29 protein-coding genes are annotated in these 25,782 nt (G+C 59.0%); 15 read left to right on the top strand and 14 right to left on the bottom strand.

Annotated elements, in window-relative coordinates:
• Nucleotides 1-217: 217 nt before the first annotated feature.
• The 3 genes from FF098_RS02245 to FF098_RS02235 all read right to left on the bottom strand — a co-directional run bounded on the left by FF098_RS02245 (nucleotide 218) and on the right by FF098_RS02235 (nucleotide 3,100).
• Nucleotides 218-553 carry a YegP family protein gene (locus tag FF098_RS02245; RefSeq protein ID WP_155136776.1) on the bottom strand — a complete coding sequence of 112 codons (336 nt, stop codon included), beginning with the start codon at nucleotides 551-553 and terminating at the stop codon, nucleotides 218-220.
• A 98-nt stretch (nucleotides 554-651) separates the two neighbouring features.
• Nucleotides 652-1,899: a hypothetical protein gene (locus tag FF098_RS02240; protein ID WP_155136773.1), complete on the bottom strand. Its 1,248-nt coding sequence runs from the start codon at nucleotides 1,897-1,899 to the stop codon at nucleotides 652-654.
• Between the two features lies 1 nt (nucleotide 1,900).
• Nucleotides 1,901-3,100: a serine hydrolase domain-containing protein gene (locus tag FF098_RS02235; RefSeq protein ID WP_155136770.1), complete on the bottom strand. Its 1,200-nt coding sequence runs from the start codon at nucleotides 3,098-3,100 to the stop codon at nucleotides 1,901-1,903.
• 139 nt (nucleotides 3,101-3,239) lie between these two features.
• Between FF098_RS02235 and FF098_RS02230 the strand changes: the two genes are divergently transcribed.
• A complete protein-coding gene (locus FF098_RS02230) occupies nucleotides 3,240-4,148 on the top strand; it encodes a DUF6492 family protein (RefSeq protein WP_155136767.1) in 909 nt (302 codons plus the stop codon).
• 23 nt (nucleotides 4,149-4,171) lie between these two features.
• On the opposite strand, the gene FF098_RS02225 is transcribed toward FF098_RS02230, so the two are convergent.
• Nucleotides 4,172-4,882 (bottom strand): COQ9 family protein, encoded by a 711-nt coding sequence (locus FF098_RS02225; RefSeq protein WP_155136763.1) that lies wholly within the window; start codon nucleotides 4,880-4,882, stop codon nucleotides 4,172-4,174.
• 195 nt (nucleotides 4,883-5,077) lie between these two features.
• On the opposite strand from FF098_RS02225, the gene rpsU reads away from it, so the two are divergent.
• From rpsU to FF098_RS02210, 3 genes are all read left to right on the top strand, one after another.
• Nucleotides 5,078-5,293: a 30S ribosomal protein S21 gene (gene rpsU, locus FF098_RS02220; protein ID WP_155136760.1), complete on the top strand. Its 216-nt coding sequence runs from the start codon at nucleotides 5,078-5,080 to the stop codon at nucleotides 5,291-5,293.
• A 152-nt stretch (nucleotides 5,294-5,445) separates the two neighbouring features.
• Nucleotides 5,446-5,568 carry an entericidin A/B family lipoprotein gene (locus FF098_RS02215; RefSeq protein WP_155136757.1) on the top strand — a complete coding sequence of 41 codons (123 nt, stop codon included), beginning with the start codon at nucleotides 5,446-5,448 and terminating at the stop codon, nucleotides 5,566-5,568.
• A 121-nt stretch (nucleotides 5,569-5,689) separates the two neighbouring features.
• Nucleotides 5,690-6,442: a pirin family protein gene (locus tag FF098_RS02210; RefSeq protein ID WP_229714499.1), complete on the top strand. Its 753-nt coding sequence runs from the start codon at nucleotides 5,690-5,692 to the stop codon at nucleotides 6,440-6,442.
• A 732-nt stretch (nucleotides 6,443-7,174) separates the two neighbouring features.
• Here the strand turns inward: FF098_RS02210 and FF098_RS02205 are convergent.
• The 5 genes from FF098_RS02205 to FF098_RS02185 form a co-directional block, all read right to left on the bottom strand.
• A complete protein-coding gene (locus FF098_RS02205; protein WP_155136754.1) occupies nucleotides 7,175-7,672 on the bottom strand; it encodes a hypothetical protein in 498 nt (165 codons plus the stop codon).
• 4 nt (nucleotides 7,673-7,676) lie between these two features.
• Entirely contained in the window at nucleotides 7,677-9,092 is a 1,416-nt protein-coding gene (locus FF098_RS02200) for an NAD(P)(+) transhydrogenase (Re/Si-specific) subunit beta (RefSeq protein ID WP_155136752.1), read from the bottom strand.
• A gap of 12 nt (nucleotides 9,093-9,104) precedes the next feature.
• Nucleotides 9,105-9,581, bottom strand: coding sequence for an NAD(P) transhydrogenase subunit alpha part 2 (locus FF098_RS17990; RefSeq protein WP_155139321.1), 477 nt, complete (start codon nucleotides 9,579-9,581; stop codon nucleotides 9,105-9,107).
• Between the two features lie 29 nt (nucleotides 9,582-9,610).
• The gene (locus FF098_RS02190) at nucleotides 9,611-10,876 is read right to left on the bottom strand and encodes a Re/Si-specific NAD(P)(+) transhydrogenase subunit alpha (protein WP_155136749.1); all 1,266 of its coding nucleotides are present in this window, start codon (nucleotides 10,874-10,876) and stop codon (nucleotides 9,611-9,613) included.
• 61 nt (nucleotides 10,877-10,937) lie between these two features.
• The gene (locus FF098_RS02185; RefSeq protein ID WP_155136746.1) at nucleotides 10,938-11,168 is read right to left on the bottom strand and encodes an aa3-type cytochrome c oxidase subunit IV; all 231 of its coding nucleotides are present in this window, start codon (nucleotides 11,166-11,168) and stop codon (nucleotides 10,938-10,940) included.
• Between the two features lie 232 nt (nucleotides 11,169-11,400).
• On the opposite strand from FF098_RS02185, the gene FF098_RS02180 reads away from it, so the two are divergent.
• Both FF098_RS02180 and FF098_RS02175 read left to right on the top strand, forming a co-directional pair.
• On the top strand, nucleotides 11,401-12,903 hold the full coding sequence (locus FF098_RS02180) for a sigma-54-dependent transcriptional regulator (RefSeq protein ID WP_155136743.1): 1,503 nt from the start codon (nucleotides 11,401-11,403) through the stop codon (nucleotides 12,901-12,903).
• A 201-nt stretch (nucleotides 12,904-13,104) separates the two neighbouring features.
• Nucleotides 13,105-14,082 carry a hypothetical protein gene (locus FF098_RS02175; protein ID WP_155136740.1) on the top strand — a complete coding sequence of 326 codons (978 nt, stop codon included), beginning with the start codon at nucleotides 13,105-13,107 and terminating at the stop codon, nucleotides 14,080-14,082.
• Between the two features lie 234 nt (nucleotides 14,083-14,316).
• On the opposite strand, the gene FF098_RS02170 is transcribed toward FF098_RS02175, so the two are convergent.
• Both FF098_RS02170 and FF098_RS02165 read right to left on the bottom strand, forming a co-directional pair.
• Nucleotides 14,317-15,207 carry a tetratricopeptide repeat protein gene (locus tag FF098_RS02170; RefSeq protein WP_155136737.1) on the bottom strand — a complete coding sequence of 297 codons (891 nt, stop codon included), beginning with the start codon at nucleotides 15,205-15,207 and terminating at the stop codon, nucleotides 14,317-14,319.
• A gap of 97 nt (nucleotides 15,208-15,304) precedes the next feature.
• Nucleotides 15,305-15,580 (bottom strand): DUF2312 domain-containing protein, encoded by a 276-nt coding sequence (locus FF098_RS02165; protein WP_188544048.1) that lies wholly within the window; start codon nucleotides 15,578-15,580, stop codon nucleotides 15,305-15,307.
• Between the two features lie 178 nt (nucleotides 15,581-15,758).
• Between FF098_RS02165 and FF098_RS02160 the strand changes: the two genes are divergently transcribed.
• Both FF098_RS02160 and FF098_RS02155 read left to right on the top strand, forming a co-directional pair.
• Nucleotides 15,759-16,025 carry a DUF7218 family protein gene (locus FF098_RS02160; protein WP_155136734.1) on the top strand — a complete coding sequence of 89 codons (267 nt, stop codon included), beginning with the start codon at nucleotides 15,759-15,761 and terminating at the stop codon, nucleotides 16,023-16,025.
• Nucleotides 16,026-16,074: 49 nt separating this feature from the next.
• On the top strand, nucleotides 16,075-17,088 hold the full coding sequence (locus tag FF098_RS02155; protein WP_155136731.1) for a sodium:calcium antiporter: 1,014 nt from the start codon (nucleotides 16,075-16,077) through the stop codon (nucleotides 17,086-17,088).
• Nucleotides 17,089-17,103: 15 nt separating this feature from the next.
• Here the strand turns inward: FF098_RS02155 and FF098_RS02150 are convergent, their stop codons facing one another.
• Nucleotides 17,104-17,670, bottom strand: a complete 567-nt coding sequence (locus FF098_RS02150) for a tetratricopeptide repeat protein (protein WP_155136728.1) — start codon at nucleotides 17,668-17,670, stop codon at nucleotides 17,104-17,106.
• Between the two features lie 85 nt (nucleotides 17,671-17,755).
• Nucleotides 17,756-17,881 carry a type B 50S ribosomal protein L36 gene (gene ykgO / locus FF098_RS02145; protein ID WP_155136725.1) on the bottom strand — a complete coding sequence of 42 codons (126 nt, stop codon included), beginning with the start codon at nucleotides 17,879-17,881 and terminating at the stop codon, nucleotides 17,756-17,758.
• Nucleotides 17,882-18,132: 251 nt separating this feature from the next.
• Here ykgO and FF098_RS02140 point away from each other — a divergent pair, with 251 nt between their 5' ends.
• The 7 genes from FF098_RS02140 (at nucleotide 18,133) to FF098_RS02110 (ending at nucleotide 25,221) form a co-directional block, all read left to right on the top strand.
• Nucleotides 18,133-19,347 carry a lytic murein transglycosylase gene (locus tag FF098_RS02140; protein WP_155136722.1) on the top strand — a complete coding sequence of 405 codons (1,215 nt, stop codon included), beginning with the start codon at nucleotides 18,133-18,135 and terminating at the stop codon, nucleotides 19,345-19,347.
• A gap of 45 nt (nucleotides 19,348-19,392) precedes the next feature.
• Entirely contained in the window at nucleotides 19,393-21,336 is a 1,944-nt protein-coding gene (gene mnmC2 / locus FF098_RS02135; RefSeq protein WP_155136719.1) for a tRNA (5-methylaminomethyl-2-thiouridine)(34)-methyltransferase MnmC2, read from the top strand.
• 483 nt (nucleotides 21,337-21,819) lie between these two features.
• Entirely contained in the window at nucleotides 21,820-22,266 is a 447-nt protein-coding gene (locus FF098_RS02130) for a MarR family winged helix-turn-helix transcriptional regulator (protein ID WP_155136716.1), read from the top strand.
• A 50-nt stretch (nucleotides 22,267-22,316) separates the two neighbouring features.
• Nucleotides 22,317-23,870, top strand: a complete 1,554-nt coding sequence (locus FF098_RS02125) for a PAS domain-containing sensor histidine kinase (protein WP_155136713.1) — start codon at nucleotides 22,317-22,319, stop codon at nucleotides 23,868-23,870.
• Nucleotides 23,867-24,256 carry a response regulator gene (locus tag FF098_RS02120; protein WP_155136711.1) on the top strand — a complete coding sequence of 130 codons (390 nt, stop codon included), beginning with the start codon at nucleotides 23,867-23,869 and terminating at the stop codon, nucleotides 24,254-24,256. The genes FF098_RS02125 and FF098_RS02120 overlap by 4 nt, the downstream gene beginning before the upstream one ends.
• 46 nt (nucleotides 24,257-24,302) lie before the next feature.
• Nucleotides 24,303-24,482 (top strand): DUF2256 domain-containing protein, encoded by a 180-nt coding sequence (locus FF098_RS02115; protein WP_155136707.1) that lies wholly within the window; start codon nucleotides 24,303-24,305, stop codon nucleotides 24,480-24,482.
• Nucleotides 24,469-25,221 carry an SDR family NAD(P)-dependent oxidoreductase gene (locus tag FF098_RS02110; RefSeq protein WP_205967341.1) on the top strand — a complete coding sequence of 251 codons (753 nt, stop codon included), beginning with the start codon at nucleotides 24,469-24,471 and terminating at the stop codon, nucleotides 25,219-25,221. Before FF098_RS02115 ends, FF098_RS02110 begins: the two co-directional genes overlap by 14 nt.
• 12 nt (nucleotides 25,222-25,233) lie before the next feature.
• Here FF098_RS02110 and FF098_RS02105 read toward each other — a convergent pair whose 3' ends face one another.
• The gene (locus tag FF098_RS02105; RefSeq protein WP_155136704.1) at nucleotides 25,234-25,770 is read right to left on the bottom strand and encodes a type III secretion system chaperone family protein; all 537 of its coding nucleotides are present in this window, start codon (nucleotides 25,768-25,770) and stop codon (nucleotides 25,234-25,236) included.
• Nucleotides 25,771-25,782: the final 12 nt, after the last annotated feature.

The raw sequence follows: 25,782 nt of genomic DNA, 5'->3' as shown, positions 1-25,782 counted from the left end.
ATCCGATTGATGCCCCTGCAGCCAGTGACATTATTAAACGTTTGTTAACACAAAATTTCGGGAGAGTACAGGAAAATAAGGGCTGTAAAATTCAGACTATAACTGTAAATCCGATCAAAAATCAGGGCACGGATTGCAAAACCATCAACAACTTAAAGAGCTTTAAACAAGCTCTTCAAGTTGAATGATTCCTTAATGATACAGGCATTCCAGATGATCAGGCAGTCTGGTCGTCCACCGCCGCGTCAGGGGCGTTCTTCATCACTGACTCGACCCCGCCATCGCGGCTCGATGCAGACGCATAACTTTGGGAAGTACCGACGACCTGGCCGTTGGACGATTTCAGGTTGAACATGAACTTGCCTGCAGCCGTTTCCTTTTTCTCGTAGCGTGCTTCATCTGTGGAGTTCTTCTTCACCGATTCAATGCCGTTCTCGGCACTGGACTTCTGCTTGTAGCCTTCACTGGCGAGGATGTTCTCGCCATTGCCGGCCTTCAGCCGAAAGCGGAACTCGCCTGCGTTGTCCTTATAGAGTTCGAATTTACCAGCCATGATCTCCTCCCTGAGGTTTGCTCTGGTTTAAAATATCTGCCCTCAAAATAAACGGCATTCAGCCCGGATTCGCAAGGTTGTGCGGCAGACCGCTACGATCACTCTTCTCCAACAACTCTGCTGACATCCAGCACGAAAACGACACCGCTCGTATCGTTCACAGCCAACAATGAGCCATCTGCCGAAAGGGCAATATCCACTGCGCCCAAGCCTTCAGGCAGTCGTTGTTCCAGAGGAACGCTGGAAAGCACAGATCCCGTACGCGTTTCATACAGCATCAGCCGGCGGGCATCGTGATCCGCATCGACGGTCCTGTATTCAACGGTTGCCGTTATGCCCGCTTCGCTGGCCGTGGATTTTTGAATGACCCAAGGCTGTTGATTGTTCACTGCCTGCTGCACTCCGTCACCCAACATCCGATAATCGCTTTGAAAATATGAAAGGCAATCAACCGCAAATCGCCTTCCGGCCAGCCTGAGGCTTCGACACTCTACCGGCTCTGATAATGCGGTACCCGTTCGCATATCGAACAACCGCATCTGCCCTTTGTCTCGCAGCGCCAGAACACGATCATCAGGCGTAACAGCCATCGCCCCGATCAATGACTCAATGGAGTGTGGCGCTGCGAGAGCGATCTCTCGAGACCATTCGATGGCCTGCCCCCGAAAGGAAGCCATCCGGAATGCTTCGGGACGCCCCATCACCCAGATAGCCTTACTGCCATCCGATGTGATGGCAACCGGACCAATCCAGACGTCTTCTCCATTGGCCCATGTGCCGAACAGCTTGCTGCCATGAGGCCCGGCGATTTCAAAGTCATCCGCGTCTTGTCTGCGCGACAGAGTTCGCAGCCATTCTGATGTCAATCGCGACGGCACAGGCGTATAACTTGCCGTGGCCGATGTCATTTCAACGACCTTGCCGTCGCGCAGATCCACCATGATATCGTCACGATATCCGTAAGTATCCAGCAACAGATATTTGCCCGTCAGATCGACCTGCCCGGGTATGTACCCCACAGGTAAATCCCCGCGGGAGACTTCCCATATTATTTTGTCCCCTTGCGGATCATATATGTAAACAGACTGCCTATCCTCAAGAAGCAGACCTTTATCGACAAAGTCGATACGTATCTGGCATCTCTCCTCGATAGTGTTACTGCCATCAGGAGAGCCCGGTATGAAGACCTCTTCGCAATACTCATCGAGTGTTACCGACCCGACCGAATAGGGCTCAAATACACTCGCCAAAGGAACCGGCGGGGGCAGCTCGTATCGTGTCGCACACGACGCCAGAAGCATGCTTGCCACAATCGCAACACATCTCATTGCGTCTGCCCCGGCCATATCACTTCACCGCGCGCGCCAAGGCCCGCAGCACTGCTGTCGTTTCCGACCGGCGCGGGATCTGGTCGATATCGGCGCCGGTCTTGACCACGACGACATTGTTCGCCGGGTCGATGAATACGCTCTGGCCGTTATAGCCATTGGCAAAATATTCTCCCGCCGGATCTTCCGGCACCCAGAAATGCAGGCCATAGCCGCGTTCGCCATATTGCGTGCTGCCCGCCTCATGCACTTCTGTTGGCGGCACGCTGACGAGATCGGTCCAGCCGACCGGCAATAGCCGCTGGCCCTGCCACATCCCATCCTGCAGGTAGAGCTGCCCGAAGCGGGCATAATCCTCTGCCCGCGTTTGCAGGCAGCAATAGCCGATCTCCTTGCCGTCCGGCGCATTGCGATCAATCAGCCAGGTGCCATCGGCCATGCCGAGCGGCTTGAAGATTTTCTCCGACGCGATCTCGGCCAGCGGCTTGTCATAGGCCTTGCGCAGCACCATCGACAGAACGTGAGAGTTCGGCGACAGGTAATCGAGGTCCGTCCCCGCCGGGCGGTTGCGGCGATAGGGCTTCACGAATTCATCGACATCGACATTCATGATGAAGACGTCGAAGAAAAGCTTGCGCATGTCCGATCCGCGGCTCTCATAATCCTCGATGAAGTCGATGCCCGACGACATCATCAACAAGTGCCGCAGACTGGTGCTGCCATAATCCGTGCCCTCGAAGTCCGGCACGTATTTCGACACAGGGTCATCAAGCGAGCTTATCGTCCCATCCATCAGGGCCATACCGATCAGTGTCGCAACATAGCTCTTGGCGACAGACCACGACGTGTGACGGCTCTCCGCATCCTCCCCCTGGTAATACCGCTCGAACACAACACGACCGTCCTTGACCACCATCAGCGCCGTCGTGTCGCTTTCCGCTGCATATTCATCGATCGTTTTTCTCTCACCCTGCCAGTCGTAAGATTCATCAATCGCCTTGATCGACCGTGGCAATGGTTCGGCCTTTTCCTCACCTTCAACAATTCGGTGCGGAAAAAGCTCATCCATGCGTCGATAGAGCTCGACCCTATCGCCGGTCTCTCGGTTCCAGATTATATTGAACGGCGAATACTCCGCCCATGGGCGAAAAAACCAGGCGGCAAAAACGACGAGACCCAAAACAGCCGTTCCGCCAGCCAGAAAAGCGACCTTTTTCATCCTAACCTACCCTATCCGTTTATGATTTCAGTATTGCGTAGCTTCGGCACCATTGTTAAGCAAAGTCAACGAGCTGGTGTAGGGACGGTATAACCGCAGGCGTCAATTCCCTCTGCCACAGGACATGTGGAGTGTTTTAATGTCGTTTGATATCGTAACGCTTGTATACTCTAAGGATGTGCCTTTACTCAAATTTCAGGCTCGCTCAACACGAAAATTTCTGCATCATGAAAGCATCAACCGCATCCTGATCATCGCCAATGATCCTGATAATGACGCTGTAGTCAGGGACGTAAGTGAAACGGTCATGCCAGAATATGGCGAGCTCGCTGACAAGGTCCATATACTCACCAGCGACGATTTCGGTATGCCCGGGGATATGGACAAATACCTTACTCAACAGATGCTAAAGCTTTATGTGGCGAAAAGGGTGGAAACCGAAACTTACCTCGTACTCGACGCGAAAAATCACTTCCTTCGCCCACTGACATTCGATGATTTTGTGAGCGCGGAAGGCAAGCCAATGACCTATCTACGCGCCAAGTATCGTCATTTTCTCAAAAGAGTGAAGAAGTCATTTGAATGTTTTGGCATTGACGAACCACCCGAAGAAACCATGCCGACGACAACACCTTTTGTAATGCTGCGCGAGGCCACTTGTGAAATGATCGACGAACTTGACGCGCGCCAGCCTGAAGGGTTTGTCCGGTATTTTGAAAGGACTCATGCTTGGTATACGGAATTCTTTCTTTACCAAGCCTATATTGTAAAGAAGTATGGGTCTTTCCAGGCTGTATATGTTCCCAAGCCGAACAATTGCATCACGCTTTTCACAAACTGGCCAACCGACGAGCAAGCTCTGAAGGGTGAAATGCGCAAGGTGCACTGGAAGATAACCTATATGTTCGGTATACACGCTGCACGTATACCAGAGCTGTCAACCGAGTTGCGCAGGCAGATTATCGATATGTGGGAAACCAAGAAGCTCATCGCTCCGGGCGAAGATATAAGCTGGTTGATGCCGCCTGCAAAATCGCCAGAAAACTGATCAGCCTTTAGCTTTCGAGGGACTCATTTGCCCGGATAGCGCATCCGCCCGAGAAACTCCGTGAAGGCGGTCAGGTCCGGCATGCGTTTCTGCGCCTCGCCTTTGAACTTCTCGAACTGCATCACGTTCTCGATCCGCTCATCGAGAAACTTCCATGTTTTCTCGTATGTCGGATTGGCGATCTCGTCGTCATCATCGCCGAACCATGCCGCCAGCGTCGACAGATACACGCCGGACAGGGTCGTGCGCTTCGTATAGAAATTGAAATCGGTGGAAGTGTCGCCCAGCGCCCTCCAGACCGCGTCCGCCGTGCGCCATGACAGGCGCGTTGCCAACGGCATGTAATAGGGCAGCGCCAGGGTCGCCGAGGCGCGCCGCGCCGCCTCGCGATGCTCGCTCAGCCCCTCGATGCGCGTACGCACAAGGAACCGCACCTTGTCGCGGATCTTTTCCGGCGCCGGGTCGGCCGCCTCGAACCCCGCGACCATCTTCTCGTCTTCCCGCTCTGACCAGAAATCGAGCACGTCGGCGATGCCTTTCGGAAACGCCCGCTTCAGATCGCCGCGCTCATAAGCTATTGAGTCCATGCCAGCAGCTTTCGCGGCGACCACAAGGGTCGACTCGGTCCAGCCATCGAAGGCCGCCTCGATGAGCATTTCATCGAGGATCGCGAGGCGCATCTCTTCCAGGTCATCCAAGTTACTGTTTTTCCTTGATTTTTCCGTGGCGCTCATGGGCTCTGTCCTTGAAGTATCTCTTTTGCGATCCTATATCTTTCAATGTGGACAAGAAACCGTCCCAATGCTAGAGAGCGCGCTCTGGAAATCCGCAAGAATTCTGCCGGAGCTTCTGGAAGCAACATTCGCCTGCCAGTCAGGCAACCGTTCCTGGCAAACGCCAAGCTAGACTGAACCGAATATAGGAGGGCCCTGGCCATCGTTAATATCGTCGTCCGTGAGAACAATGTGGAACAGGCCCTGCGCGCCCTGAAGAAGAAAATGCAGCGCGAGGGTACGTTTCGTGAAATGAAACGCCGCAAGTTCTATGAAAAACCGTCCGAGAAAAAGGCCCGCCAGAAAGCGGAAGCCGTTCGCCGCGCCCGCAAGCTGCAGCGCAAGCGGATGCAGCGCGAAGGCGTCATCTAGCCTTCTCGTCGACATCGACACCGAATTCAAAAAAGCCGTATCGTCCGATACGGCTTTTTGTTTGCCCGCTCTTCCCTCGCACGCGTTTCCCACTTTGAGACCGGCCCGTTTCGGCATATCTTGGGCCGAGTGGAGACAGAGAGGATTTTCCAATGCTTCGTATTCTTGCCGCCCTCGTGGCCCTGACCATGTTCATGTCTGCCTGCGAAACCGTGAAGGGCGTAGGCCGCGACATCACCAATGCCGGCGAAGCCATCGACGACGCGGTCGATTGATCGGCTTTGTTGCCAAACCGGCAATGATGAGTGCCATTTTCGGCTCTTAATATACGGGCGGCTGCCTCTTACCTTTTGCTCAACAGGGCACGGATCGCGTGCCCGCAATTGGAGGTGAGTTATGTCTACCCAAACCATGACCCCGAACACGCCAACCCCGGTGCCTACAAGCGCACTGCGCTTGCGCCCGGCTGAAGCGCGCGGCAAGGCCGACCATGGCTGGCTGCGGTCTGCCCACACATTCTCGTTCGCCAACTATTACGACCCGCAGCACATGCATTTCGATACGCTGCGCGTCATCAATGACGACTATGTCGCCGGCGGCGGCGGCTTTCCGCCCCACCCGCACCAGGACGCGGAAATCTTCTCCTACGTCCTCGAGGGCGCGCTGGAGCACAAGGACACGATGGGCAATGGCTCCATCGTCAAGGCTGGCGGCGTGCAATATATGAGCGCCGGGTCGGGCGTGCGCCATTCGGAGTTCAACCCGTCCCGCGACGAGGCTGTCCGCTTCCTGCAGATCTGGCTGTTGCCGACAGAGCGCGGCGCCAGACCGCGGTATGAGACGAAGGACATTCCGGCCGCCGACAAGGACGGCAAGCTGGCCCTGTTCCTCTCGCCGGAAGGCCGTGACGGCTCCATGGCGATCCGCTCCAACGCCGACATCTATGCGGCAACGCTGAACGGTGACCAGTCGATAACGTTTGACCTCGCCCCCAACCACAAGGGCTGGGTCCAGGTCGCAAGGGGCTCGCTGACCGTCAACGGCCAGGACCTGCGTCGCGGCGATGGTCTCGCCATCGAAAAAAGCGGTACGCTGACCTTTGAGAAAGGCGACGACGCCGAAATCGTCTTTTTCGATTTTATTCACTAGAGAAAAGCCCCGCGAAAGCGGGGCTTTTTTACTTATCCCCGCTCCTCCGTAGCCGTTTATTCTGCCACCAAGCCCGGTGAGAACCGGGCGGAGGTCTCTGGCCTTGCGGGCGATCTACCCGCCGGTCAGCGGCAACAGGCATCCCTGCCGCCGGGAGGGGCGAGCGCGCGTCGGCGCCCGTGGCAGGGATCGGCATTCCGTCCAGACGGACGGACGCGAGAGCTCCCTCAGGGCCGCGGACCAGAATGCCGCCGTGGAGAGTGAACAGCTTTTCCGAAGCTCAAAGCTCTCAAAGCTACATACGCTCTGGATACTATTCTCCACGGGCCTTCCTTCTGTTTTCAACCACCGCAGCGATAGCTGACGGTGCTTTTAATGCTGCCTCTCTTGTCATCCCGGCCAAGCGCAGCGCGAGCCGGGACCCATTTTCCAGAGGCCTTGCCGCTGCTGTACCAAGCCGCCTCACCGTCTCTGGCAAATGGGTCCCGGGTTGATGCTGACGCATCCCCCGGGATGACAAGAGAGGATGTTAGGAGAAGAATTTCTGGCGTATATCGCGCTGAAGTTTGGCTATTGTGGTCAGCCAAGGCCTTTTAAGGCATTCCTTGCCTTAAAAGGCATGGCTGCTAATCGTTTTACCGATCAGGATTTGTCAAGGACGCGCCAGAGGCGCGCCGGCGAAGCCGGGCTACGCTCCTTGACTAATCATGACCGTTGAAACACCCGGGAGAATTATCGAAATCTACCACGACTATAAAGCGGGTCCGCTACCACAAGCTTGATTTCTCTCAGTTCTTCCGCAGAAATCATGGTCGAGAAGACATCGAAATAACCGTCTTCGTCATAGAAAAAAGCTTCACAGGTACACAGAAAAAAATCTTCATCCTCATCCAGAATGAAGAGCATCTTGCTGCCGACTTCGGGATATATGCCGCAACTGGTTTGAAGCATCGCGAATGCAACGGAGACCACCTGACCTGTCGCAACGCCCTTCACGGCGACATCAACCCTGACATCTGCATGGGCGACCATACCCATAAGATAGTCCCGATCAGGGTCCCGATATTTTTCGCCCAGCTCGGCGGACAGTATCGAGCCAAGAAAAACCTTTGGCGACTTTTCTATGTGTTCCTGCGGAGTGCCATTACTCTGGCAATCACATGCGTGCGCAAAGATACCAAAAGAGAGCGAGGCTATCAAAACCAGAACTGTCGATAGCCACTTGATCACGCCCCTACTCCATCGCCTTGATGATGTCTTCGCACATCTTCTTGGCATCGCCGAACAGCATCATCGTGTTGTCGCGGAAGAACAGCTCGTTCTGTACACCCGCATAACCCGACGACATGCCGCGCTTGACGAACAGCACCGTGCCGGAATTCTCGACGTCGAGGATCGGCATGCCGTAGATCGGCGAGGACTTGTCGGTCTTGGCCGCCGGGTTGGTCACGTCGTTGGCACCGATGACGAAGGCGACGTCGGCGGTGGAGAATTCGGAGTTGATATCCTCCAGCTCGAACACCTCGTCATAAGGCACGCTCGCCTCGGCCAGCAGCACGTTCATGTGCCCTGGCATGCGGCCCGCGACCGGGTGGATGGCGTATTTCACATCGACGCCCTCTTCCTTCAGCATGTCGCACATTTCGCGCAAGGAATGCTGCGCCTGGGCGACTGCCATGCCATAGCCCGGCACGATGATGACCTTGCCGGCGTTCTTCATGATGAAGGCGGCGTCGTCAGGCGAGCCCTGCTTGACCGGGCGTTCCTCGCCGCCATCACCACCGGCGGGGCCTGAATCCTCGCCGCCGAAGCCGCCAAGGATGACCGAGATAAACGAGCGGTTCATGCCCTTGCACATGATGTAGGACAGGATCGCACCGGACGAGCCGACCAGCGCGCCGGTGATGATCAGCGCCATGTTCTCCAGCGTGAAGCCGATGCCAGCTGCCGCCCAGCCTGAATAGGAGTTCAGCATGGAGACGACGACCGGCATGTCGGCCCCGCCGATCGGCACGATCAGCAGGAAACCGAGCGCAAAGGCGACGATTGTCAGCAGGAAGAACAGGAAGGCGCTCTGCACGCCCGTGCACAACAGGATGATCAGCAACAGCGCCACTGCGCCCAGCGCGATGTTGATGATGTGCCGCGCCGGCAGAATGATCGGCTTGCCTGACATGCGCCCGTCGAGCTTGGCGAAGGCGATCAAGGAGCCCGAGAAGGTGATCGCACCGATGGCAACGCCAATCGCCATCTCGATGATCGATTGGACCTTGATCGCACCCGGCTCACCGATGCCATAGGCAACGGGGGCAAGGAACGCCGACCACGCAATCAGCACGGCGGCGAGGCCGACCAGCGCGTGGAAGAACGCGACCAGCTGCGGCATTGATGTCATCGGCACTTTCTTGGCGATTAGCGCACCGGGGATGGCACCGGCGGCGATGGCCAGCACGATCCAGATCCACGAGGTCCACTCGGCCCCTTCGAGGAAGCGGGCTGAGAACAGCGTCGCGGCGACGGCGAGTGCCATGCCGATCATGCCGAACTGGTTGCCCCGGCGCGAGGTCTCTGGCGAGGACAGCCCGCGCAGCGCCATGATGAACAGGATGCCTGCGGCGATGTAGAGGATAGCGGTAAGGTTATTGTTCATGTCGTGCCCCTCTTAGCCCTGCGCCTTCGGCGCCGGCTTTTCCTTCTTCTTGTACATCGCCAGCATGCGCTGGGTGACCATGAAGCCGCCGAAGATATTCACGCTGGCAAGCGCTACGGCGATTACGCCAAGCGCCATGGACCAGCCGCCTGCGGCGGTGTCGGCGACCTCGGCCCCGACGGCGATCAGCGCGCCCACGATGACCACGGAGGAAATCGCATTGGTAACCGACATCAGCGGCGTGTGTAGCGCCGCGGTCACCGACCAGACGACGTAATAGCCAACGAAGATCGCCAGGATGAAAATCGCGAACAGGTAGATGAACTCGTTCACATGGGCCGTGTCGGTCAGCGCCTGCAGCGCGCCGATCTGGCCGTTCAGCGCATCGGCCGACGCATCGAGATTGTCAGCTGCCTGACGGGCGGCTTCCGCCGTCTCGCGGATTTCCTCGACGGTCCGCTCGGCTTCCTCGGCTGTCTGTGCAGCCATTTCCTTGTCGGAGTCCTGCATGAAGAACATCATTGGTTTGTCTCCTTATTGCCGTCTCCATCAGCGTCGATGATGTCGTCGGTGATGGATGTGTCCCCGCTCACCGTCTCAGTATTATCATTCTCGACGATTTCCGGCTCTGCCGGCTGCGATGGCGCGGGTGGTGCCTCGGCGAAATTCGGGTGGATGATCTGGCCGTCGCGGGTCAGGGCCACGCCCTTGACGATATCGTCGTCCCAGTCAATGGCGAGCTTGCCGGTTTCCTTGTCCGTCAGCAGCGTGACGAAGTTCAGGAGGTTCTTGGCATAAAGCGCCGACGCATCGGTCGGCAGGCGGCCCGGCACGTTGCGGTGGCCGATGATCTTCACGCCGTTCTTGTCGACCGTCTCGCCGGGGATGGACCCCTCGACATTGCCACCCTGCTCGACCGCTAGATCGACCAGGATCGAGCCCGGCTTCATCGAGGCGACCATGTCGGCATTGACCAGCAGCGGCGCCGGGCGGCCCGGGATCAGCGCTGTGGTGATGACGATATCCTGCTTGGCGATATGCTTGGCAACGAATTCGGCCTGGCGCTCCTGGAAGTCTTTCGACATTTCCTTGGCATAACCGCCCTCGGTCTCTGATTCCTTCATCGCCTCTTCATCGACGACGACGAATTTCGCGCCAAGGCTTTCGACCTGTTCTTTCGCGGCATAGCGCACATCGGTCGCAGTCACTACACCGCCGAGACGGCGCGCTGTTGCGATCGCCTGCAGCCCGGCAACGCCTGCGCCCATGACGAAGACCTTGGCCGGGGAAACCGTGCCCGCGGCGGTCATCATCATCGGAAGTGCCTTGCCAAAGGCACCGGCGGCATCGACCACGGCCTTGTAGCCGGCAAGGTTCGACTGGGACGAGAGCACGTCCATCGACTGCGCGCGCGTGATCCGCGGCATCAGGTCCATGGCAAAGGCATCAACCCCGGCGCTGGCATAGGCCGACAGGCTGTCCTTGTCGGCGTGCGGCGCGAGGATCGCGGCCAGCTTGGCGCCATTGGCAAAATTGGAAAGCTCGCCCGCATCGGGCTTGCGCACCTTCAGGATCAGCTCGGCATTCTGGCAGGCATCGGATGCGGAATGGGCGATCTGCGCGCCTGCCTCCTCATATTGGGCATCGGTAAAGGAGGCCGTGATACCGGCACCGGTCTCGACGCAGACATCGCAGCCAAGAGCCTTGAATTTCTTGACTGTTTCCGGCGTGGCGGCAACGCGGGTCTCGCCGTCTTGGCGTTCTTTCAGAACGGCTATTTTCATCTTATCCCCCCGTTTCGGGCGTGTGATACGAAAAGGGCGGCATTGGTGCCGCCCCTATGACCTAATGAGACAGGAAGGTTTTGACAAACAAATGGCAGCCGATCAGCACTGCGGGGAAGATGATAAGCAGGGTGAGAAAGAAATTCGCACCGACCAGCAGCGCGGTAAAAAACGTCGCCAGAGCCAGGGAAAACGGGGCGCCCCACTCCATCCCGTACTTCATCACTGCGTGATAGGTGGATTTCTGGTCGCTGACATCCATGCTGCCGCGGACGTAATCATTCTCAGCCATCGGTTTTCACTCCTTTGAGTATCGCTGTCGGTGCGGTCACCCGCAAATTCGGCTTTTCATAGCGTGACTTATCACTTCTGGCCAAGCCAATAAACACCATTCGCCCGAGAATTTCGCAAAAATGCCACCGGGGGCATAACGCGCCTCAAATCGGCACAGCTTAAACCCCCTGTTTACCTGACTTCGCCTATTGTGACGCCATAACACTGTTTCTGAAGGGTGAATGGGCCTGATGGCAAAAACAATCATGATCGTCGATGACGACCCGACCCAGCGCCGGCTGATGCAGGCGGTGTGCGAACGTGCCGGATATTTCGTCATGCATGCCGACGATGGCCAGAAAGCCGTCGATATCCTGCGCTCGCCGGAGGGCCAGGCCGTCTCCCTGATGATGCTCGACCTCATGATGCCCGGCCTCGATGGCATGGACACGCTGGAACAGGTGCGCAAGATCCGCGACAACCTGCCGGTGATCATCCTCACCGCTCGCGGCGGCATCGATACGGTGGTCAAAGCCATGCAGAAGGGCGCGGTCGATTTCTTCGTCAAGCCGGTCTCGCCGGAACGCGTCATCGTCTCGATCAACAACGCGCTGAACATGAAAACGCTTAAGAGCGAGGTCTCCCGCCTCCAGCGCAAGCAGGTCAATGCCCTGTCCTTCGAGGACCTGATCGGCAATGGCGGCACCATGCGCCGGGTCTTCTCCATGGCCGAGCGCGCCGCGAAATCCTCCATCCCGGTGCTGATCACCGGTGAGAGCGGTACGGGCAAGGAAATGATCGCCCGCGCCATCCAGGGCACCTCGGAACGCTCCGGCGCAGCCTTCGTCACCGTCAACTGCGGCGCCCTGCCGGAAAATCTCGTCGAATCCATCCTGTTCGGTCATGAGAAAGGCTCCTTCACCGGGGCCCATGCCAAGCATGTCGGCAAGTTCCAAGAGGCCGATGGCGGCACCATCTTCCTCGACGAGGTAGGCGAGCTGCCGCTCGACGCCCAGGTCAAGCTGCTCCGTGTGCTGCAGGAATCAGAGGTCGACCCGATCGGCTCCAAGGCGCCGGTCAAGGTCGATGTGCGCATCGTTTCCGCCACCAACCGCGACCTGTCGGAAGAAGTCGCCCGCGGCACCTTCCGCGAGGACCTGTTCTATCGCCTCAATGTCTTCCCGATGGAAGTCCCGCCCCTGCGCGAGCGCAAGGAAGACATCCCGGAACTCATCACGCACTTCATCAATCGCTATAATGCCGAGGAAGGCCGTGATGTTCAGGGCGTCCAGCACGAGGTGATGGATGTACTCGTCGAACAGCCATGGCCGGGCAACGTCCGCCAGCTGGAAAACGCGATCTTCCGCGCCGTCGTCCTGTGCGAAGGCAGCTATCTGACCGCCGCCGACTTCCCGTTCCTCGCCCATGAGTTCGAGGCCGCAGACATCCATTCCGGTCCGCCGGTCCATGTCGATGAAAAGGCAAGCGAGCTGCCACGCATCAATACCGGCACGGAAGATATGACCGCCAATGGCGACGCCGCCACGGTAACGCTTGAGGAAGGCGACCTGACGGTCTTCGACCGCGAAGGTCACCTGCGCTCGCTCTACGACATCGAGAAGGACCTGATCACGCTGGCCCTCGATACTTACAATGGTCAGATGTCGGAAGTCGCCCGACGCCTCGGCATCGGTCGCTCGACCCTCTACCGCAAGGTCCGCGAACAGGGGCTGGATGTAAAACGGACGGGGTAAAAACTGTTAAAGCCTCTTTTCCATACAGTATTTGCAAAACGACAGTCTTCACGACACTCTTTGCGCCCGCATCGACCCTGATGCGGGCGTCGACATTATGTGCAAGGCGGTTGTCAACTGTCTTGGTGTTGCGCTTTAATGACTGTAGCGTCATTCGAATTCGAGGTGGCGCTTGAAGTTGACATCAGCTTGGGGGAGCACATGAAACATCTTGTCACCGGACTTTTTGCCGCCATCATGGCGCTGGGCAGCGCGCACGCGCAGGGCACTGTCAAAAACGAATGCCGCAACGTTTTGATGCATCTGGAAGATACGGCGCATAATCCGGACTATTATCGTGAAACGACAGCGAGCGTACAGACACCGTCAATTTGCTCGACTGACAAAGGCGAAACGACGTGTCAGACGGGTCCTGAGTCAGCCGCGGACTTTTTCGATGCAATCGAAAATATGAGAATCCGACGCATTTATGTATCCCGGATTGCGTTCTATCCTCCTGTCCTGGACAATCCCGCGGGTGAGCAGATTGCCCCTGGCTGCTACCGCGATGGCGACAATCGCTATACGGTTGGCCTTGCCCTGGAACGATTTCTCGAGGCGGGGACACAGGTCTTGAATTTGTGGGACATTGGAACGTACACGGTGGAAATCAACCCCCATCCCACAGCACAGACTGTGCCCAATGGCACCATGCGCTATATTGCGAGCAGCTCTGAAAACCTCGTTCCGGCTACGGTCGATCAATACAATCTGTTCTCAAACCCGGCCCTCGTGATCGACCGTCGTGAGCGCCCCCGCTATACCGGTGCGCGCGCGCCGATGGGCGGTAGACCCGAGAACGGCATTACCACGATCTGGGAAGACTATCAGAAAGGCATGAGGCCCGCCGGTAATACCGGGCCCGGCTCGGTTCCCGCGCCCTCGACCTCCGGCGCATCGTCTGCTGCGCAGCCCAATATCGTCACCATCACCCGCAGTGCCACATCGGGCCTCACCGCTTCTGCCTCGTCCGCCTCCAGCCAGGCCCGAAGCGCTGCAGAAGGTGCCGCGCGCACCGCCTGCCAGAACCAGGGTGGCACCGTCGTCGGCCTGACCTCGCGCCCTGACGGGGCAGCCCAAAAAGTCACGGACACGACCTATCGTGCCAGCTATTCGGCGACTGCCCGCTGTCGTATGTGATAAACGGTTTCGGATTCTGGAAAAGGGCAAATAGTGGCGAACAGCAGTCACGATAATCCGGAGACCGACAAAAAAGGCGGGCCGCATCGCGTCTTTAGTGTCGGCGCCTTCCTTCTGGTAACGCTGTTCGTCTGGTTGATCTTCGACAATCTCGCCCTCGGCATCCTTTTCGGGCTCATGGCGGCCGGCGGATTGGAAGTCGCGCAGAGAACAACTGATAAAAAGACTAAATTTTTACTCCGCACACAGATCGGATTTGATTTCGCAGGCCCTCGCCTTAGCCGCAGCCACATTCGCCTCATCAGGCAGCGGGCCGTCCTCGGCGTGCAGGCGGGTCATTGACTGGCAGGCTCCGGCATTACCCAGCCTGCAACCCCAGTCGTAATAGCCTGAGGCCCGCTCGATGCTTTGCGGCGCGAAGTTTCCGTATTCATACATGGCGCCGACATTGGCGCAGCCCGCCGCGCTCGACAGATCGCAAGCCTTCATGAAGGCTGCAAAGGTCAGCATGGGATCAACTTCCATGCCGACGCCCTGGCTCGCATACAGACCATAATAGGTGCACGAGTTTTCATCATCCAGCATGCAACCCTTTTTTGCCATCGATGCCCTGTGCTCTGCCGGAACCCCCAGCGCGGCCCTGTCGCCATAATAGGCGACCGCGCCGCAACCCGCTGCAAAATCGAGATCGCAGGCTTTCTGGTAATAGTCATTGGCGGCCTTGATATCCGGCTGGCGGCCGGCGAGTGGCGGGTCGGTATAGAGTGTACCCAGAAGATAGCAGCTGCGCCCGTCGCCATAATCGCAGGCAGCGGCCCCGCTTAGCAGCGCTGCCATGTCGTACTGCCCGCCGGAGTATAGCCCCGCGCCGCCCCCACTTTCTTCCAGCTGGGTGATCGCGGCCATGAACTGCTCAACGCAGATCTCGACGCTGTTCTCGCTGCACCCTTCTTTCGGCTGGGCCGTTGAAGCATCGGCAGGCACCTTGCCCGCACCGAACACCATGTCGGCCATTTTCGCGCCGAGCTCTTTGGGTGTTGGCTCATCCTGCGCAATGGCAGCAGAAATAACACCTGTCAGCGCAAACGCGCCAAACAGAATGGATCTGATAATTGAATTTTTCACGGCGGCTCCCCTCTTTCTCGAAAAGCCTACCCAGCATCGCTGGCAGGATCAAGAATTCAGGCGTTGCCGCGAGCGAGCCCTCACTCAGGGCAGGAACCTATTCCCCCAGTGCGGAGAGATACAGGTCGAGGATCGCTTCCTGCTCCTGACGCTCGGCCCGGTCCATCTTCCGGATACGGATCACTTGGCGCAGGATCTTGGTGTCATAGCCCTCGCCCTTGGCTTCGGCATAGACTTCCTTGATGTCTTCCATGATCGCGGCCTTGTCTTCTTCAAGGCGCTCGACCCGCTCGATGAAGGAGCGCAGGCGTTCGGCGGCGACCCCGCCGGAGCCCTCAGCCAGTGTTTCCATATTTGCTGAACCGTCGGCCATGGTCTGATCCTCTTCGAGACTGAAACGTGTGGATTTTTCGCGAAGTCCTAATACACCCGCCGCCCCCGCCTTGGACAAGGCGATGTTTTCCACAAGGTGCAGATGGGCGATCCGCCGCAGCGGGGAACCCCTTTATCCTCCCCGCCGTTCGTCAACTGCAATCTCACTGGAGGACATCATGCCAAAGGGAAATCACGGCCCCCAGGTCAAGGATGACGAGCTGTATGACAAGCTGCGCGAGGAAGGCAATTCCAAGGAAAAGGCCGCTCGCATTGCCAATGCACAGGCCAATAACGACCAGCATCCGTCGAAAAAAGGCGGCGAGGCGAACGCTTACGAAGACTGGACCAAGGATGAGCTCTATGACCGGGCCCAGGAGATCGGCATCGATGGCCGCTCCGACATGGACAAGGACGAGCTGATCGAGGCGCTCCGGAATCACTGACGGGCGCAAGAAGAGGGCTCATGACTGAATTTATTGAAGGGCAGGCCGCATGAGCGCGACCGTCGCCCTTTCCATATTTGCATTCGCGACGCTGGTCATTCTCGCTGCCGGGTCCCGCCTCGCCGGTGTCGCCGACAGGCTCGCCGACCGTACGGGTCTCGGCGAGGCGCTGGTCGGTGCCGTGCTTCTCGGCGCGGCAACATCCCTGTCCGGCCTGACGACCTCTGTCGTCGCCGCCTCACGCGGCCTGCCGGAACTTGCCGTCAGCAACGCCGTCGGCGGCATCGCTGCGCAGACGGTGTTTCTCGTTGCGGCGGACTTCTTTCACAAGCGCGTCAATCTCGAGCACGCCGCAGCCTCCATAGAAAACCTGCTCTACGGCATCATGCTGGCCGGCATGCTCGCCGTGCCGCTAATCGCCATGGGCGGGCCCGACTGGACCGTCCATGGCATCCACCCGGCCAGCCTGTTCCTCGTCGGCTTCTACGTCTTGGGCCTGCGACTGTCGCGCAAGACACGGCATTTCCCGCAATGGCAGCCAGAGCAGACACGCGAAACCCGTATGGACGAACCTGACGAGGCCAATGCCGACATGTCCCTGTCGAGCCTGATCATCCAGTTCTGCATTCTTGCCGGCATCACCGGCATCGCAGGCTGGGCCATCGCCCTGAGTGGCGAGACACTGATGACGACCTTCTCGCTGTCCGAGAGCGTTACCGGCGCGCTGTTGACCGCCATCGCCACGTCGACGCCGGAGCTTGTCACCACCATCGCCGCCGTGCGCCGCGGCGCACTGACACTGGCGGTCGGCGGCATCATGGGCGGGAACCTTTTCGACGTGCTGTTCCTCGCCGGTGCCGATGCGGCCTATCGTGAAGGCTCGATCTATCACGCCATTTCCGGCCAGCAATCCTTCCTTCTCGCCCTGACGATCCTGATGACCGCAGTGCTCATCGCCGGGCTGATCGTGCGCGAAAAGCGCGGCTTTGCCCGCATAGGCTTCGAAAGCAGCCTCGTTCTGGTTCTGTATCTCGGCGGGATGGCCCTGCTGGCGGCAGGATAAGGTCTGGATGTCTGCTTAAATCTCTTGCCCGGTAAGGACCTGCCGCAGGCGGGCGGAGGCATCGCGCGCAGGCGCATAATGCGGGTTCCACTGCAACGCCTGCTGGTAGAGATCGAACGCCGCCCGGTCCTCGCCATTGGCATTCAGGATATCGGCCAGCTGGCTGGAGGCGATGAAATGGCGCGGCTCCAGTTCCAGCGCCTCGCGATAGGCATCGAGCGCCCGCTGGCGGTCGTTCAGCGCAATCTTGATATTGGCCTGCAGCACCCAGCCCTGCGCGAAATGCGGCGCCAGCCCGGTGATGTGGTTGGCCAGCTCGTCCGCGAGATCATACTCGTCATTGTACATCGCCTCGGTCGCCCGCTCATACAGGATGTTGACGGTCGGGCTCGGCGCGGTCGCCCATACCTCGACGATGCGATCGGTCGTCGCCTGCGCGTCGATCACCGTGCCGTCGCGCAGTTCGGCGAACAGCGCCTCCAGCGACGGATCGGTCTGGTCAGCGGCGGCTGGCGCAAGACCTGCAGACAGCCCAAAAACCAGGAAGGCAATAGCGGAAAAGTAAAAAGCAAAAAAGCGCATGCCTCGACTGTAGAGGGCGCTGCGCTTTTCGGCAATTGAGGTTTTTGTCAGAATCGTCGCGGTCACGGGACCGAAAGACCCGGCCTTAGCCCTGGCGGGCTTTGTAACGGCGCTGGGTCTTGTTGATCACGTAGATGCGTCCCTTGCGGCGCACGACGCGGCAATCGCGGTGACGGTTCTTCAGGGATTTAAGCGAGCTTCTTACTTTCATGGCCTTGGCGCCCTTGATTAGTGCGTTCGTGTTCAGGAATTCCGTGAGGCTGCGCCGGGGGCGCCGCCGTGAGCGGTGGGAGGTAGCGGACAGCCCCCTGACTGTCAAGGCCCAACTCTACGGGAACAGCTTGTCCCGGTATTACCGGTATCCGCTATCTTAACCTTCCTGTCTGCTTCGTCACTGGACGGGGAAGCGGAATTTTGCCTAGAATCGCGGGTAGTTAACCAGAATAGACGGAGTGCCGACCCATGACGCTACGCCCCCTCGCCTTCCTCGCCGCTGCTGGCGCACTTTCCTTCAGCGGCCTTGCCGCAGCTCAGGATGACGGCGAAACGGGCTTCAACGCCTGGAAAGACGAGTTTCGCGCCACCGCCATCGAGAAAGGCATCCCCGCCAGCATCTATGACGAGGAAATGGAGAGCGTCTCTCGCATCCCCCGAGTTATGGAGCTGAACGCCGACCAGCCTGAATTTACCAAGGCGATCTGGGAATATCTCGACATCGCCGTTTCCGACACCCGCGTCTCCAACGGCCTCAACAACTATAACGCCAACCGCGAACTGCTAGCCGAGATCGAGGCCGCCTATGGCGTCGATGCGGAAATCATCACCGCCATCTGGGGGCTTGAATCCGCCTATGGCGCGATCCTCGGCAATTATGATGTCCTGTCTGCCCTTGCAACCCTTGGCTATGAAGGCCGCCGCACCAGCTTCGGCCGCGAACAGCTGCTCGCTGCGCTGGAGATCATCACCAAGGACTTCGCCGACCGCGACCAGTTGAAAGGCTCCTGGGCCGGCGCCATGGGCCAGACCCAGTTCATCCCGACGACCTATCTCGCCTATGCCGTCGACCAGAATGCCGATGGCCGCCGCAATCTCTGGGCCGACCTGCCGGACGTGTTCGGGTCCACCGCCAACTACCTGCGCAAGTCGGGCTATACCGCCGACCAGCCATGGGGCTTCGAGGTCTCCCTGCCGGACAATTTCGATTATTCCTCCGCTGACCGATCGATCCGCAAGAGCGCCGCGACATGGTCGCAAGCGGGCGTCACGAAAGCTGACGGCACCGCGCTGGGTGATCATATCGACCTGAACGAGGAAGGCTTTATCTTCGTGCCCGCCGGTTCCGCCGGCCCTGCCTTCATCGCCTTTTCCAACTTCAACGCGATCCTGCGCTATAACAACTCCACGTCCTACGCCCTGGGCATCGGCCTCCTCAGCGACCACATCGCCGGTCGCGCGACAGGCTTTTCCAAGGACTGGCCGCGTAATGACCGCCCACTGTCGCTCAGCGAACGCAAGGCACTGCAGCAGGCCCTCGCCGATGCCGGTTTCGATCCGGGCCCGGTCGACGGCATCATCGGTGCCGGCACCCGAGCCGCCCTGCGCAAATGGCAAGAGGCCAACGGCATGGAGCCGGATGGTTACGCTTCCGATGCCGTGCTGGAAGCGCTGAAGGGGTAAATGCCTGCAGTTGCCTGACGCCTGCGACGGGCTTATTCAGCCCTCATGAGCAAGGCCCCCCCCTTTAACGACACCCTTCCCACTGCCGACCTCGACTGGTCGGCGGGCGATTCGGTCCGGTCCACCGCGTTCGGGGACGTCTATTTCTCCGATCTCGGCGGACTGGAGGAAACGCAGCATGTCTTTCTGGCGGGCAATGACCTGCCCACCCGCTTCGCCACCCTTAATGAAGGCAATATCTTCACCATTGCCGAAATGGGCTTCGGCACCGGGCTGAACATTCTCGCTGCATGGCAGGCATGGAACGAGCGAGGCCATGACCAGGGCCACCTCCACATCTTCTCCGTCGAAGGCTTTCCACTAACCCCGAATGACTTCCATGCGGCGCAGGATCATGTGGCCAAACGCTGGCCCGATCTTGCTCCCTATGCGGAGCGCCTCGCCGCCGCCTATCCCGCATTGACCCCCGGCTTCCACACGCTCTATCTGGCACCTGATGTCACGCTGACCCTCGCCCTTGGCGAAGCTGGCAGCATGCTGACGAATGCCGACTTCAAGGCTGATGCCTGGTTTCTCGACGGCTTCTCCCCTGCCCTCAACGAAGGCATGTGGCGCGAGGAGCTCTTCACAGAAATCGGCAGGCTCAGCGCCTCCGGTGCGACAGCTGCCACCTTCACCGTTGCCGGGGCCGTGCGCCGTCGCCTGCAGGCGAACGGCTTTGAAATCGAAAAGACACCTGGCTTCGGCCGCAAGCGGGAGATGCTGATCGCAAGGCGTCAGGTCACTGATGATTTCATGGACGCTCCCCCGAACGACCCCGCCCCATGGTTCAGCCTGTCAAACCTGCACCGGCCATCACGAAATGAGACCATACACATCGCCGGCGCCGGCATCGCCGGGGCCAGCATTGCCTGGGCATTGCGACGCGCAGGCCGCGAAGCCATCGTCCATGATCCCTCCGGCATGGCGGCAGGTGCCTCGGGCAATCCGGCGGGCCTCATCATGCCGCGGCTCGACCTCGGCGATACATCTGCACGGCAATTCTACCGTCAGGCCTGGCTGCACACGGTTCGCCTGATCGAGCAGCTGGAGAAAGAGACGGACACGGAGATCTTCGCTTCCCGCAGCGGGCTCATTCTTGCCCTAACGCTGGAAGATACAGGCCGCCATCGCGCTCTCGCCGAAAGCGGCATCCTGCCGCCTGGCTGGCTTGAGCTGGTCGATAGCGATCGCGCCCGACAGATCGCCGCAACCGATATGATCCTGCCGGACGACGCCTTGCACCTATACCTGCCGCAGGCAGGCACGATCCGCCCCGCCCGTTTCGTCGAAGCTCTGTTGCAGGGCATCATTATCCGTAATGAGCCGGCACCCGAAACAGCTGCGGTCCGCATCGAAGCCACAGGCGCAAATAGCATTGGCCTATTTGGAGACGGTCATCTCTCCGCATCCCTCGGCCAGATCGATATTCTCGACATGGCCCCACCCGCCTGCGCCGTCACCTTCGGCAATTACATAGCCCCGCTGGGCGACAGGCTCGTCACCGGCGCTACCTATGACAAGGCTCCGCAAGGCGCCCTCCCGACCCCGGCGCCGGACGAGGTAAGAAGCCTGCGCAATGTCGATGCCGCATCGGCCGTTCTTCCCGGCCTGTACACGGCACAAGTGAATGCGTCCCGTGCCGCATGGCGGTGCGTTACCGCAGACCGTCACCCGGTCGCAGGGCCGATGCCGGATACGGGCCGGTTCCTGTCTGACTATGATGGTTTGCGCACAGGCGTGAAAGGCCCATACCCACTCGCCACATGGCAAGAAAGTACCTACGCGCTAACCGGCCTCGGCTCGCGCGGACTCGTCACCGCGCCCCTCTGTGCCGCTATCATTACTTCAATGATCACCGGCATCCCCATGCCCGTCAGCCCGGACGTCATGGCGATGCTGTCACCGGCACGGTTCATCGTACGGGACCTGAAAAGAAACGTTCACTGATCGATTGAAGCAAGGCGGGGGCCGGCACCCTAAGGAACCGACCCCCTGATCCTGCCAGCAGGGGGAGAGAGAGCTGACAGGATGTCCACTGGTCCGAAGGACCTGACCAAGAGCCCGCAAGGGCCGAAAACAAAAGGCCCGCTTGGGGCCTGAAAGTAGAGAGGGCGTTGCCGATACGCTGACAACGCCCTCGGATGTTTCGCCGGTCAGGGGGGAGAGAGAGAAACCGACGAAAATCAAATCTGGCTTGCAACGGAACAGTGTTCCTTTGGCTGATCCGGCTCGTACTCAAACTTACGCAACTCTCGAGCCAGACGCCGGAGTCGACGCGCCAAGCACCTCAACTCGTTGCTAGTAGCACACATATATTTTGTAACATCACAAGGGTCAAGAAATTTCATTGCTACTAGCATTGTTTTTTTGTAACGTCCTTCTGCGCCAGCAAAAACAACGTGTTAGCTGGCGTCTCATTTGGGGGAGTGAATGAGCGAGGAAAGAGACATCACACCGGACCGCAAAGCCCGCGGTATAGCGCTCCTGCTGGAACAGACTGCCCGCCTCGTCTACGACGAGAAGCAGCCTAAGGCGCTGCACGCCGTGCAATGGTCGGCCCTGCGCTATCTGGAACGGGCAGGCGCCAACAGCCGTAATGTCGCGGGCCTTGCAAAATATCTCGGTGTTACAAGCGGACCGGCGTCGCGCACGACCGCCTCCCTCGTCAGCCGCGGCCTCGCCGAAGTAACCGACTCACCAACCGACTCTCGCACCAAGATCATCAACCTGACCGAAGCAGGCCATGCCGTCCTGGAACATGATCCGCTCAATCGCTGCGCGCGTATCGTCCATGAACTTGATGAAGACGAATTGTCGACCCTTGCCCTTGCGCTGAACAAGCTGCATTCAAGATTGTCCAAACCGCCGGTCGAGTGACCACCCTCTTCCTGGCGGCATCCGGGACCGCGGAACTAGAGGCAAGTGCAATGGAACCACTCCACAAGGACATTCTGGACGCCATCGACCGGTCCATGATCGGCTACGCGATTTTCGATCGCAACGCCCATATCGTCCATGCCTCCTCCAGCGCCCGGCATCTGCTCGGTTTTTCTGCTCAGGCGGATGTCATCGGAAAGCCGTGGCATATGCTCGATCACGATACGGAGGAAATGCAGGCGCTACGCTGGAAGGAATATGAAGCCTTCCTTGCCTCCAGCAAACCCTGGCAGGGTGTCCTGCGCTGGGTCTGGCCCGATGGCTCAAGGCGTTACTATGACTGCACAGCCAGTTCCTGTTCAGATGACGAGATCATTATCGTCATCAATGACCGTACGGAGCAGGTTCTCTCCCAGCGAAGAATGGCTGAACGCGATCGCCGGACCTCCAATATTCTTGATCGCCTGCCTATGGGGGTCATGGTCCAGGATCGCGAGGGAGCGGTTCTTTATATCAACAGGGAACTGACAGAGAGCTATGGCGTGACGGCGCAAGACGTCATCGGCCAGAAGCAGCAGGCAGTCGAGGGGCTCAGGCACCGCCACCATATCGAGCCTTTGTTGAAAGAGGTGATGGACTGCCCTGAACCGATTATCGGCCGCCCTCTCAGGGTCAATGCCGGGCCGTTGAAAGGTACTCACTGGCTTGTGTACGTCTACCCCCTGACTGGCGACAATGGCGAAATAGATCGTATCCTGACGGTAGAGTTCGACCGCACCGAGCGTGTCAGGCTGTCCGAAGAAAAAGGCGTCTACCAGAAGAAACTCTATGAACTGCAGAAAATCGAAGCCCTGAACCGGTTCGCCGGCGGCCTTGCCCATGAGCTTTCCAACATCCTGCACCCTGCGGGTGTCTATGCCCGTGCCCTCAAGGCACAGCCGGACCAGCCCGACCGGGAGAAGCTGCTGGAGCGCATCAACACCGCCGTATTGCAGGCCGGCGATATATTGCGCCAGACCCTGTCCATGGCACGTGGCGGCACCAGTGGCCTGCAACCACTGGATCTGGGCATGTTCCTGCGCGAACTACTCTCCTATTCCCAGGATGTTGCCCCGACTGGCCTCGTCTACCATCTGGACGCGCCGGGCGCAGGCCTTTTCGCGATGGCAGATGATGTGGAGCTGAGACAGGTGATGCTCAATCTGCTGGTAAACGCATCTGATGCGCAGAAGGCCACAGGGGACATTTTCATATCCGCCGGCCGGGGCGGCATCCCGCCCGCAGACCTCGATGTCGTCCCGTCCTCCTCCGGGCCATTTGTCTGGATCGATGTAATGGACGAAGGCAGTGGCATCTCGCCGGAGACCCGTTCCCATATCTTCGAACCCTTTTTCACCACGAAAAAACGCGGCAAGGGCATCGGTCTCGGGCTTGCCGTGGTACAGGGTATGGTGACAGGATGGGGCGGGATTGTCAGCGTGCGAAACAGTGCGCAGGGTGGCGCAATATTCAGGGTCTGGATACCTGAAAGCAGGACAGCACCAAAAGAAAAGGCCAGGACAGGGCAACATGCCGGGATGGCGAACAATGGGGATGCCAGGTGAAGTCAATCCTGATCATTGAAGACGACGCCACCGTGGCAGAGGCCGTCTCCTTCGTGCTGGAGCGCAATGGCTATGAAACGACCCATGTCGAAACCGGCAGCCGCGCTTCCGAATTGCTGAAAAAACAGCATTTCTGCGGTGCCCTCATCGATGTCTGGCTGGGCAGTGAGGACGGGCTCGATGTCCTCGCCCGCCTGCGGGCCGATGGCAACACGCTGCCGGTGGTCATCATGTCAGGCGGTGGGCCCGGCCACACGCTGGAATCCGTCTCCACGCGCGCCGATGTGCTCGATGCCTGCGCCGTGCTGTTCAAGCCCTTCACCGATGAAGAACTGCTCGACGCAGTTAACCGGTCCTGCCCGGACGACAGCTGTGCCGCGGATTGACCGCACTGCCCTTTCCGCCAAATCGAGCCTCTCTATATCACCGCTCATGAAACGCAACGGTAAGACGGTGAGTAAGGCAGACCTGCCGCAGAAGACCTGCGCAGGCTGTGGCCTGCCGTTCAGCTGGCGCAAGAAATGGGCGCGTGACTGGGACAGTGTGCGCTATTGCTCCCAGCGATGCCGCCAGTCCAGACCAAACGAGGCGAAACCGGATGAGAGGGACTGACATGGCGATCGACCTGTCGAGTTTTGGCGACAATATCACTGCTGTTGTATTCGGTGCCGGTGGCGGCATCGGCTCGGCTTTCGTCAGACATCTCGCAGCAGCCGGGAATGTCGCCACGGTTCACGCCTTTTCGCGTCGCCCGGCCGCCAGCTCGGGCAAGGTCCGCTTTACCGGGTGCGATATCACGGACGAGGAACAGGTCAGCGCGGCGGCGAAGGCAATCGACGGACCGATACAGCTTTGCATCATCGCGACAGGCATTCTTCATGATGACGATATCGCGCCGGAGAAATCCAACAGCGCTCTCGATGCAACCATGATGGCCGAAGTCCTGCGCATCAACACCATCGCCCCGGCCATTGCCGCCAGGCATTTTCTGCCGCTGCTGGACCGTGACCGGAAATCCGCCATCGCTGCGTTGTCGGCGAGGGTCGGGTCCATCGGCGACAACAGGATCGGCGGCTGGCACAGCTATCGAGCCTCGAAAGCCGCGCTGAACCAGGTCATCCGCACAATGTCGATCGAACTGGCGCGCAAGAACAGGAAGGCGCTGATCGTCGGCCTGCATCCCGGCACGGTCGATACCGGACTGTCGGAGCCTTTCCAGAAGAACGTGCCGGAAGGCAAGCTGTTCTCGCCGGACTATTCGACCGGCGAGATGCTCAATGTCCTGAACGGGCTGGGTCCCGATGACAGCGGCTGGTGCTTCGACTATGCCGGCCAGCGCATAGAGCCTTGAAGCCGGATCCGTTTACTGATCTTCGTATTCTGTTTCCTCGGCATAGTCCGGCCAGATATCGGCAACGATGGCGTCTACGGCGGACAGGAAATTATCGTAGTTGATCTTGATGTTTTCCATCGTCTGGCCACCATCGAGGATAAGGTACCGGCTGATGCCGAGCTGGCCTTCCTCCTGCCAGACGCTCGTCACGAAGGTGCGCTTGCTGGCCGTGTTGACGACCATGTCATTTACCCGATCGCTGACGGCATACGTGACTACCATGTGGATGCCCTTGCAGCTGGGAACAGCCTCTTCGGAACAGACCGTGCCGATCATGCGATAGCTGAGCCCTTCCGGGGTTGTGGCATTGACCGAGACGACGCCATTCTCACCCGTGGACACCAGCTGATCGCCCTTGATGGCGACAATCGCCTCCAGCTCTGCCAGCGTAACCGACCGGATCAGGCGCGAATCGTCTGCCAAGGTCAGATCCTGAGCCACCGCCGACCCGGTGACCCCTGTCGCCGCAACCGCGCCGAGCATCAGCATCAAAACACTTTTCTTCATGAAAATCTCCCT

Origin of the sequence: Aquisalinus luteolus (assembly GCF_009712425.2) — a bacterium.
Lineage (GTDB): Bacteria > Pseudomonadota > Alphaproteobacteria > Caulobacterales > Parvularculaceae > Aquisalinus > Aquisalinus luteolus.
Note: the sequence above shows the minus strand (reverse complement) of the source record. Positions and strands in the feature narration are given on the sequence as shown.

Excerpts from the sequence above, each read along its gene's own strand:
- FF098_RS02245 (WP_155136776.1), bottom strand. The coding sequence starts at position 553 with ATGGCTGGTAAATTCGAACTCTATAAGGACAACGCAGGCGAGTTCCGC.
- FF098_RS02240 (WP_155136773.1), bottom strand. The coding sequence starts at position 1,899 with ATGGCCGGGGCAGACGCAATGAGATGTGTTGCGATTGTGGCAAGCATG.
- FF098_RS02235 (WP_155136770.1), bottom strand. The coding sequence starts at position 3,100 with ATGAAAAAGGTCGCTTTTCTGGCTGGCGGAACGGCTGTTTTGGGTCTC.
- FF098_RS02230 (WP_155136767.1), top strand. The coding sequence starts at position 3,240 with ATGTCGTTTGATATCGTAACGCTTGTATACTCTAAGGATGTGCCTTTA.
- FF098_RS02225 (WP_155136763.1), bottom strand. The coding sequence starts at position 4,882 with ATGAGCGCCACGGAAAAATCAAGGAAAAACAGTAACTTGGATGACCTG.
- FF098_RS02215 (WP_155136757.1), top strand. The coding sequence starts at position 5,446 with ATGCTTCGTATTCTTGCCGCCCTCGTGGCCCTGACCATGTTCATGTCT.
- FF098_RS02210 (WP_229714499.1), top strand. The coding sequence starts at position 5,690 with ATGTCTACCCAAACCATGACCCCGAACACGCCAACCCCGGTGCCTACA.
- FF098_RS02200 (WP_155136752.1), bottom strand. The coding sequence starts at position 9,092 with ATGAACAATAACCTTACCGCTATCCTCTACATCGCCGCAGGCATCCTG.
- FF098_RS17990 (WP_155139321.1), bottom strand. The coding sequence starts at position 9,581 with ATGGCTGCACAGACAGCCGAGGAAGCCGAGCGGACCGTCGAGGAAATC.
- FF098_RS02190 (WP_155136749.1), bottom strand. The coding sequence starts at position 10,876 with ATGAAAATAGCCGTTCTGAAAGAACGCCAAGACGGCGAGACCCGCGTT.
- FF098_RS02185 (WP_155136746.1), bottom strand. The coding sequence starts at position 11,168 with ATGGCTGAGAATGATTACGTCCGCGGCAGCATGGATGTCAGCGACCAG.
- FF098_RS02180 (WP_155136743.1), top strand. The coding sequence starts at position 11,401 with ATGGCAAAAACAATCATGATCGTCGATGACGACCCGACCCAGCGCCGG.
- FF098_RS02175 (WP_155136740.1), top strand. The coding sequence starts at position 13,105 with ATGAAACATCTTGTCACCGGACTTTTTGCCGCCATCATGGCGCTGGGC.
- FF098_RS02165 (WP_188544048.1), bottom strand. The coding sequence starts at position 15,580 with ATGGCCGACGGTTCAGCAAATATGGAAACACTGGCTGAGGGCTCCGGC.
- FF098_RS02160 (WP_155136734.1), top strand. The coding sequence starts at position 15,759 with ATGCCAAAGGGAAATCACGGCCCCCAGGTCAAGGATGACGAGCTGTAT.
- FF098_RS02155 (WP_155136731.1), top strand. The coding sequence starts at position 16,075 with ATGAGCGCGACCGTCGCCCTTTCCATATTTGCATTCGCGACGCTGGTC.
- FF098_RS02150 (WP_155136728.1), bottom strand. The coding sequence starts at position 17,670 with ATGCGCTTTTTTGCTTTTTACTTTTCCGCTATTGCCTTCCTGGTTTTT.
- ykgO (WP_155136725.1), bottom strand. The coding sequence starts at position 17,881 with ATGAAAGTAAGAAGCTCGCTTAAATCCCTGAAGAACCGTCACCGCGAT.
- FF098_RS02140 (WP_155136722.1), top strand. The coding sequence starts at position 18,133 with ATGACGCTACGCCCCCTCGCCTTCCTCGCCGCTGCTGGCGCACTTTCC.
- mnmC2 (WP_155136719.1), top strand. The coding sequence starts at position 19,393 with ATGAGCAAGGCCCCCCCCTTTAACGACACCCTTCCCACTGCCGACCTC.
- FF098_RS02130 (WP_155136716.1), top strand. The coding sequence starts at position 21,820 with ATGAGCGAGGAAAGAGACATCACACCGGACCGCAAAGCCCGCGGTATA.
- FF098_RS02125 (WP_155136713.1), top strand. The coding sequence starts at position 22,317 with ATGGAACCACTCCACAAGGACATTCTGGACGCCATCGACCGGTCCATG.
- FF098_RS02115 (WP_155136707.1), top strand. The coding sequence starts at position 24,303 with ATGAAACGCAACGGTAAGACGGTGAGTAAGGCAGACCTGCCGCAGAAG.
- FF098_RS02110 (WP_205967341.1), top strand. The coding sequence starts at position 24,469 with ATGAGAGGGACTGACATGGCGATCGACCTGTCGAGTTTTGGCGACAAT.
- FF098_RS02105 (WP_155136704.1), bottom strand. The coding sequence starts at position 25,770 with ATGAAGAAAAGTGTTTTGATGCTGATGCTCGGCGCGGTTGCGGCGACA.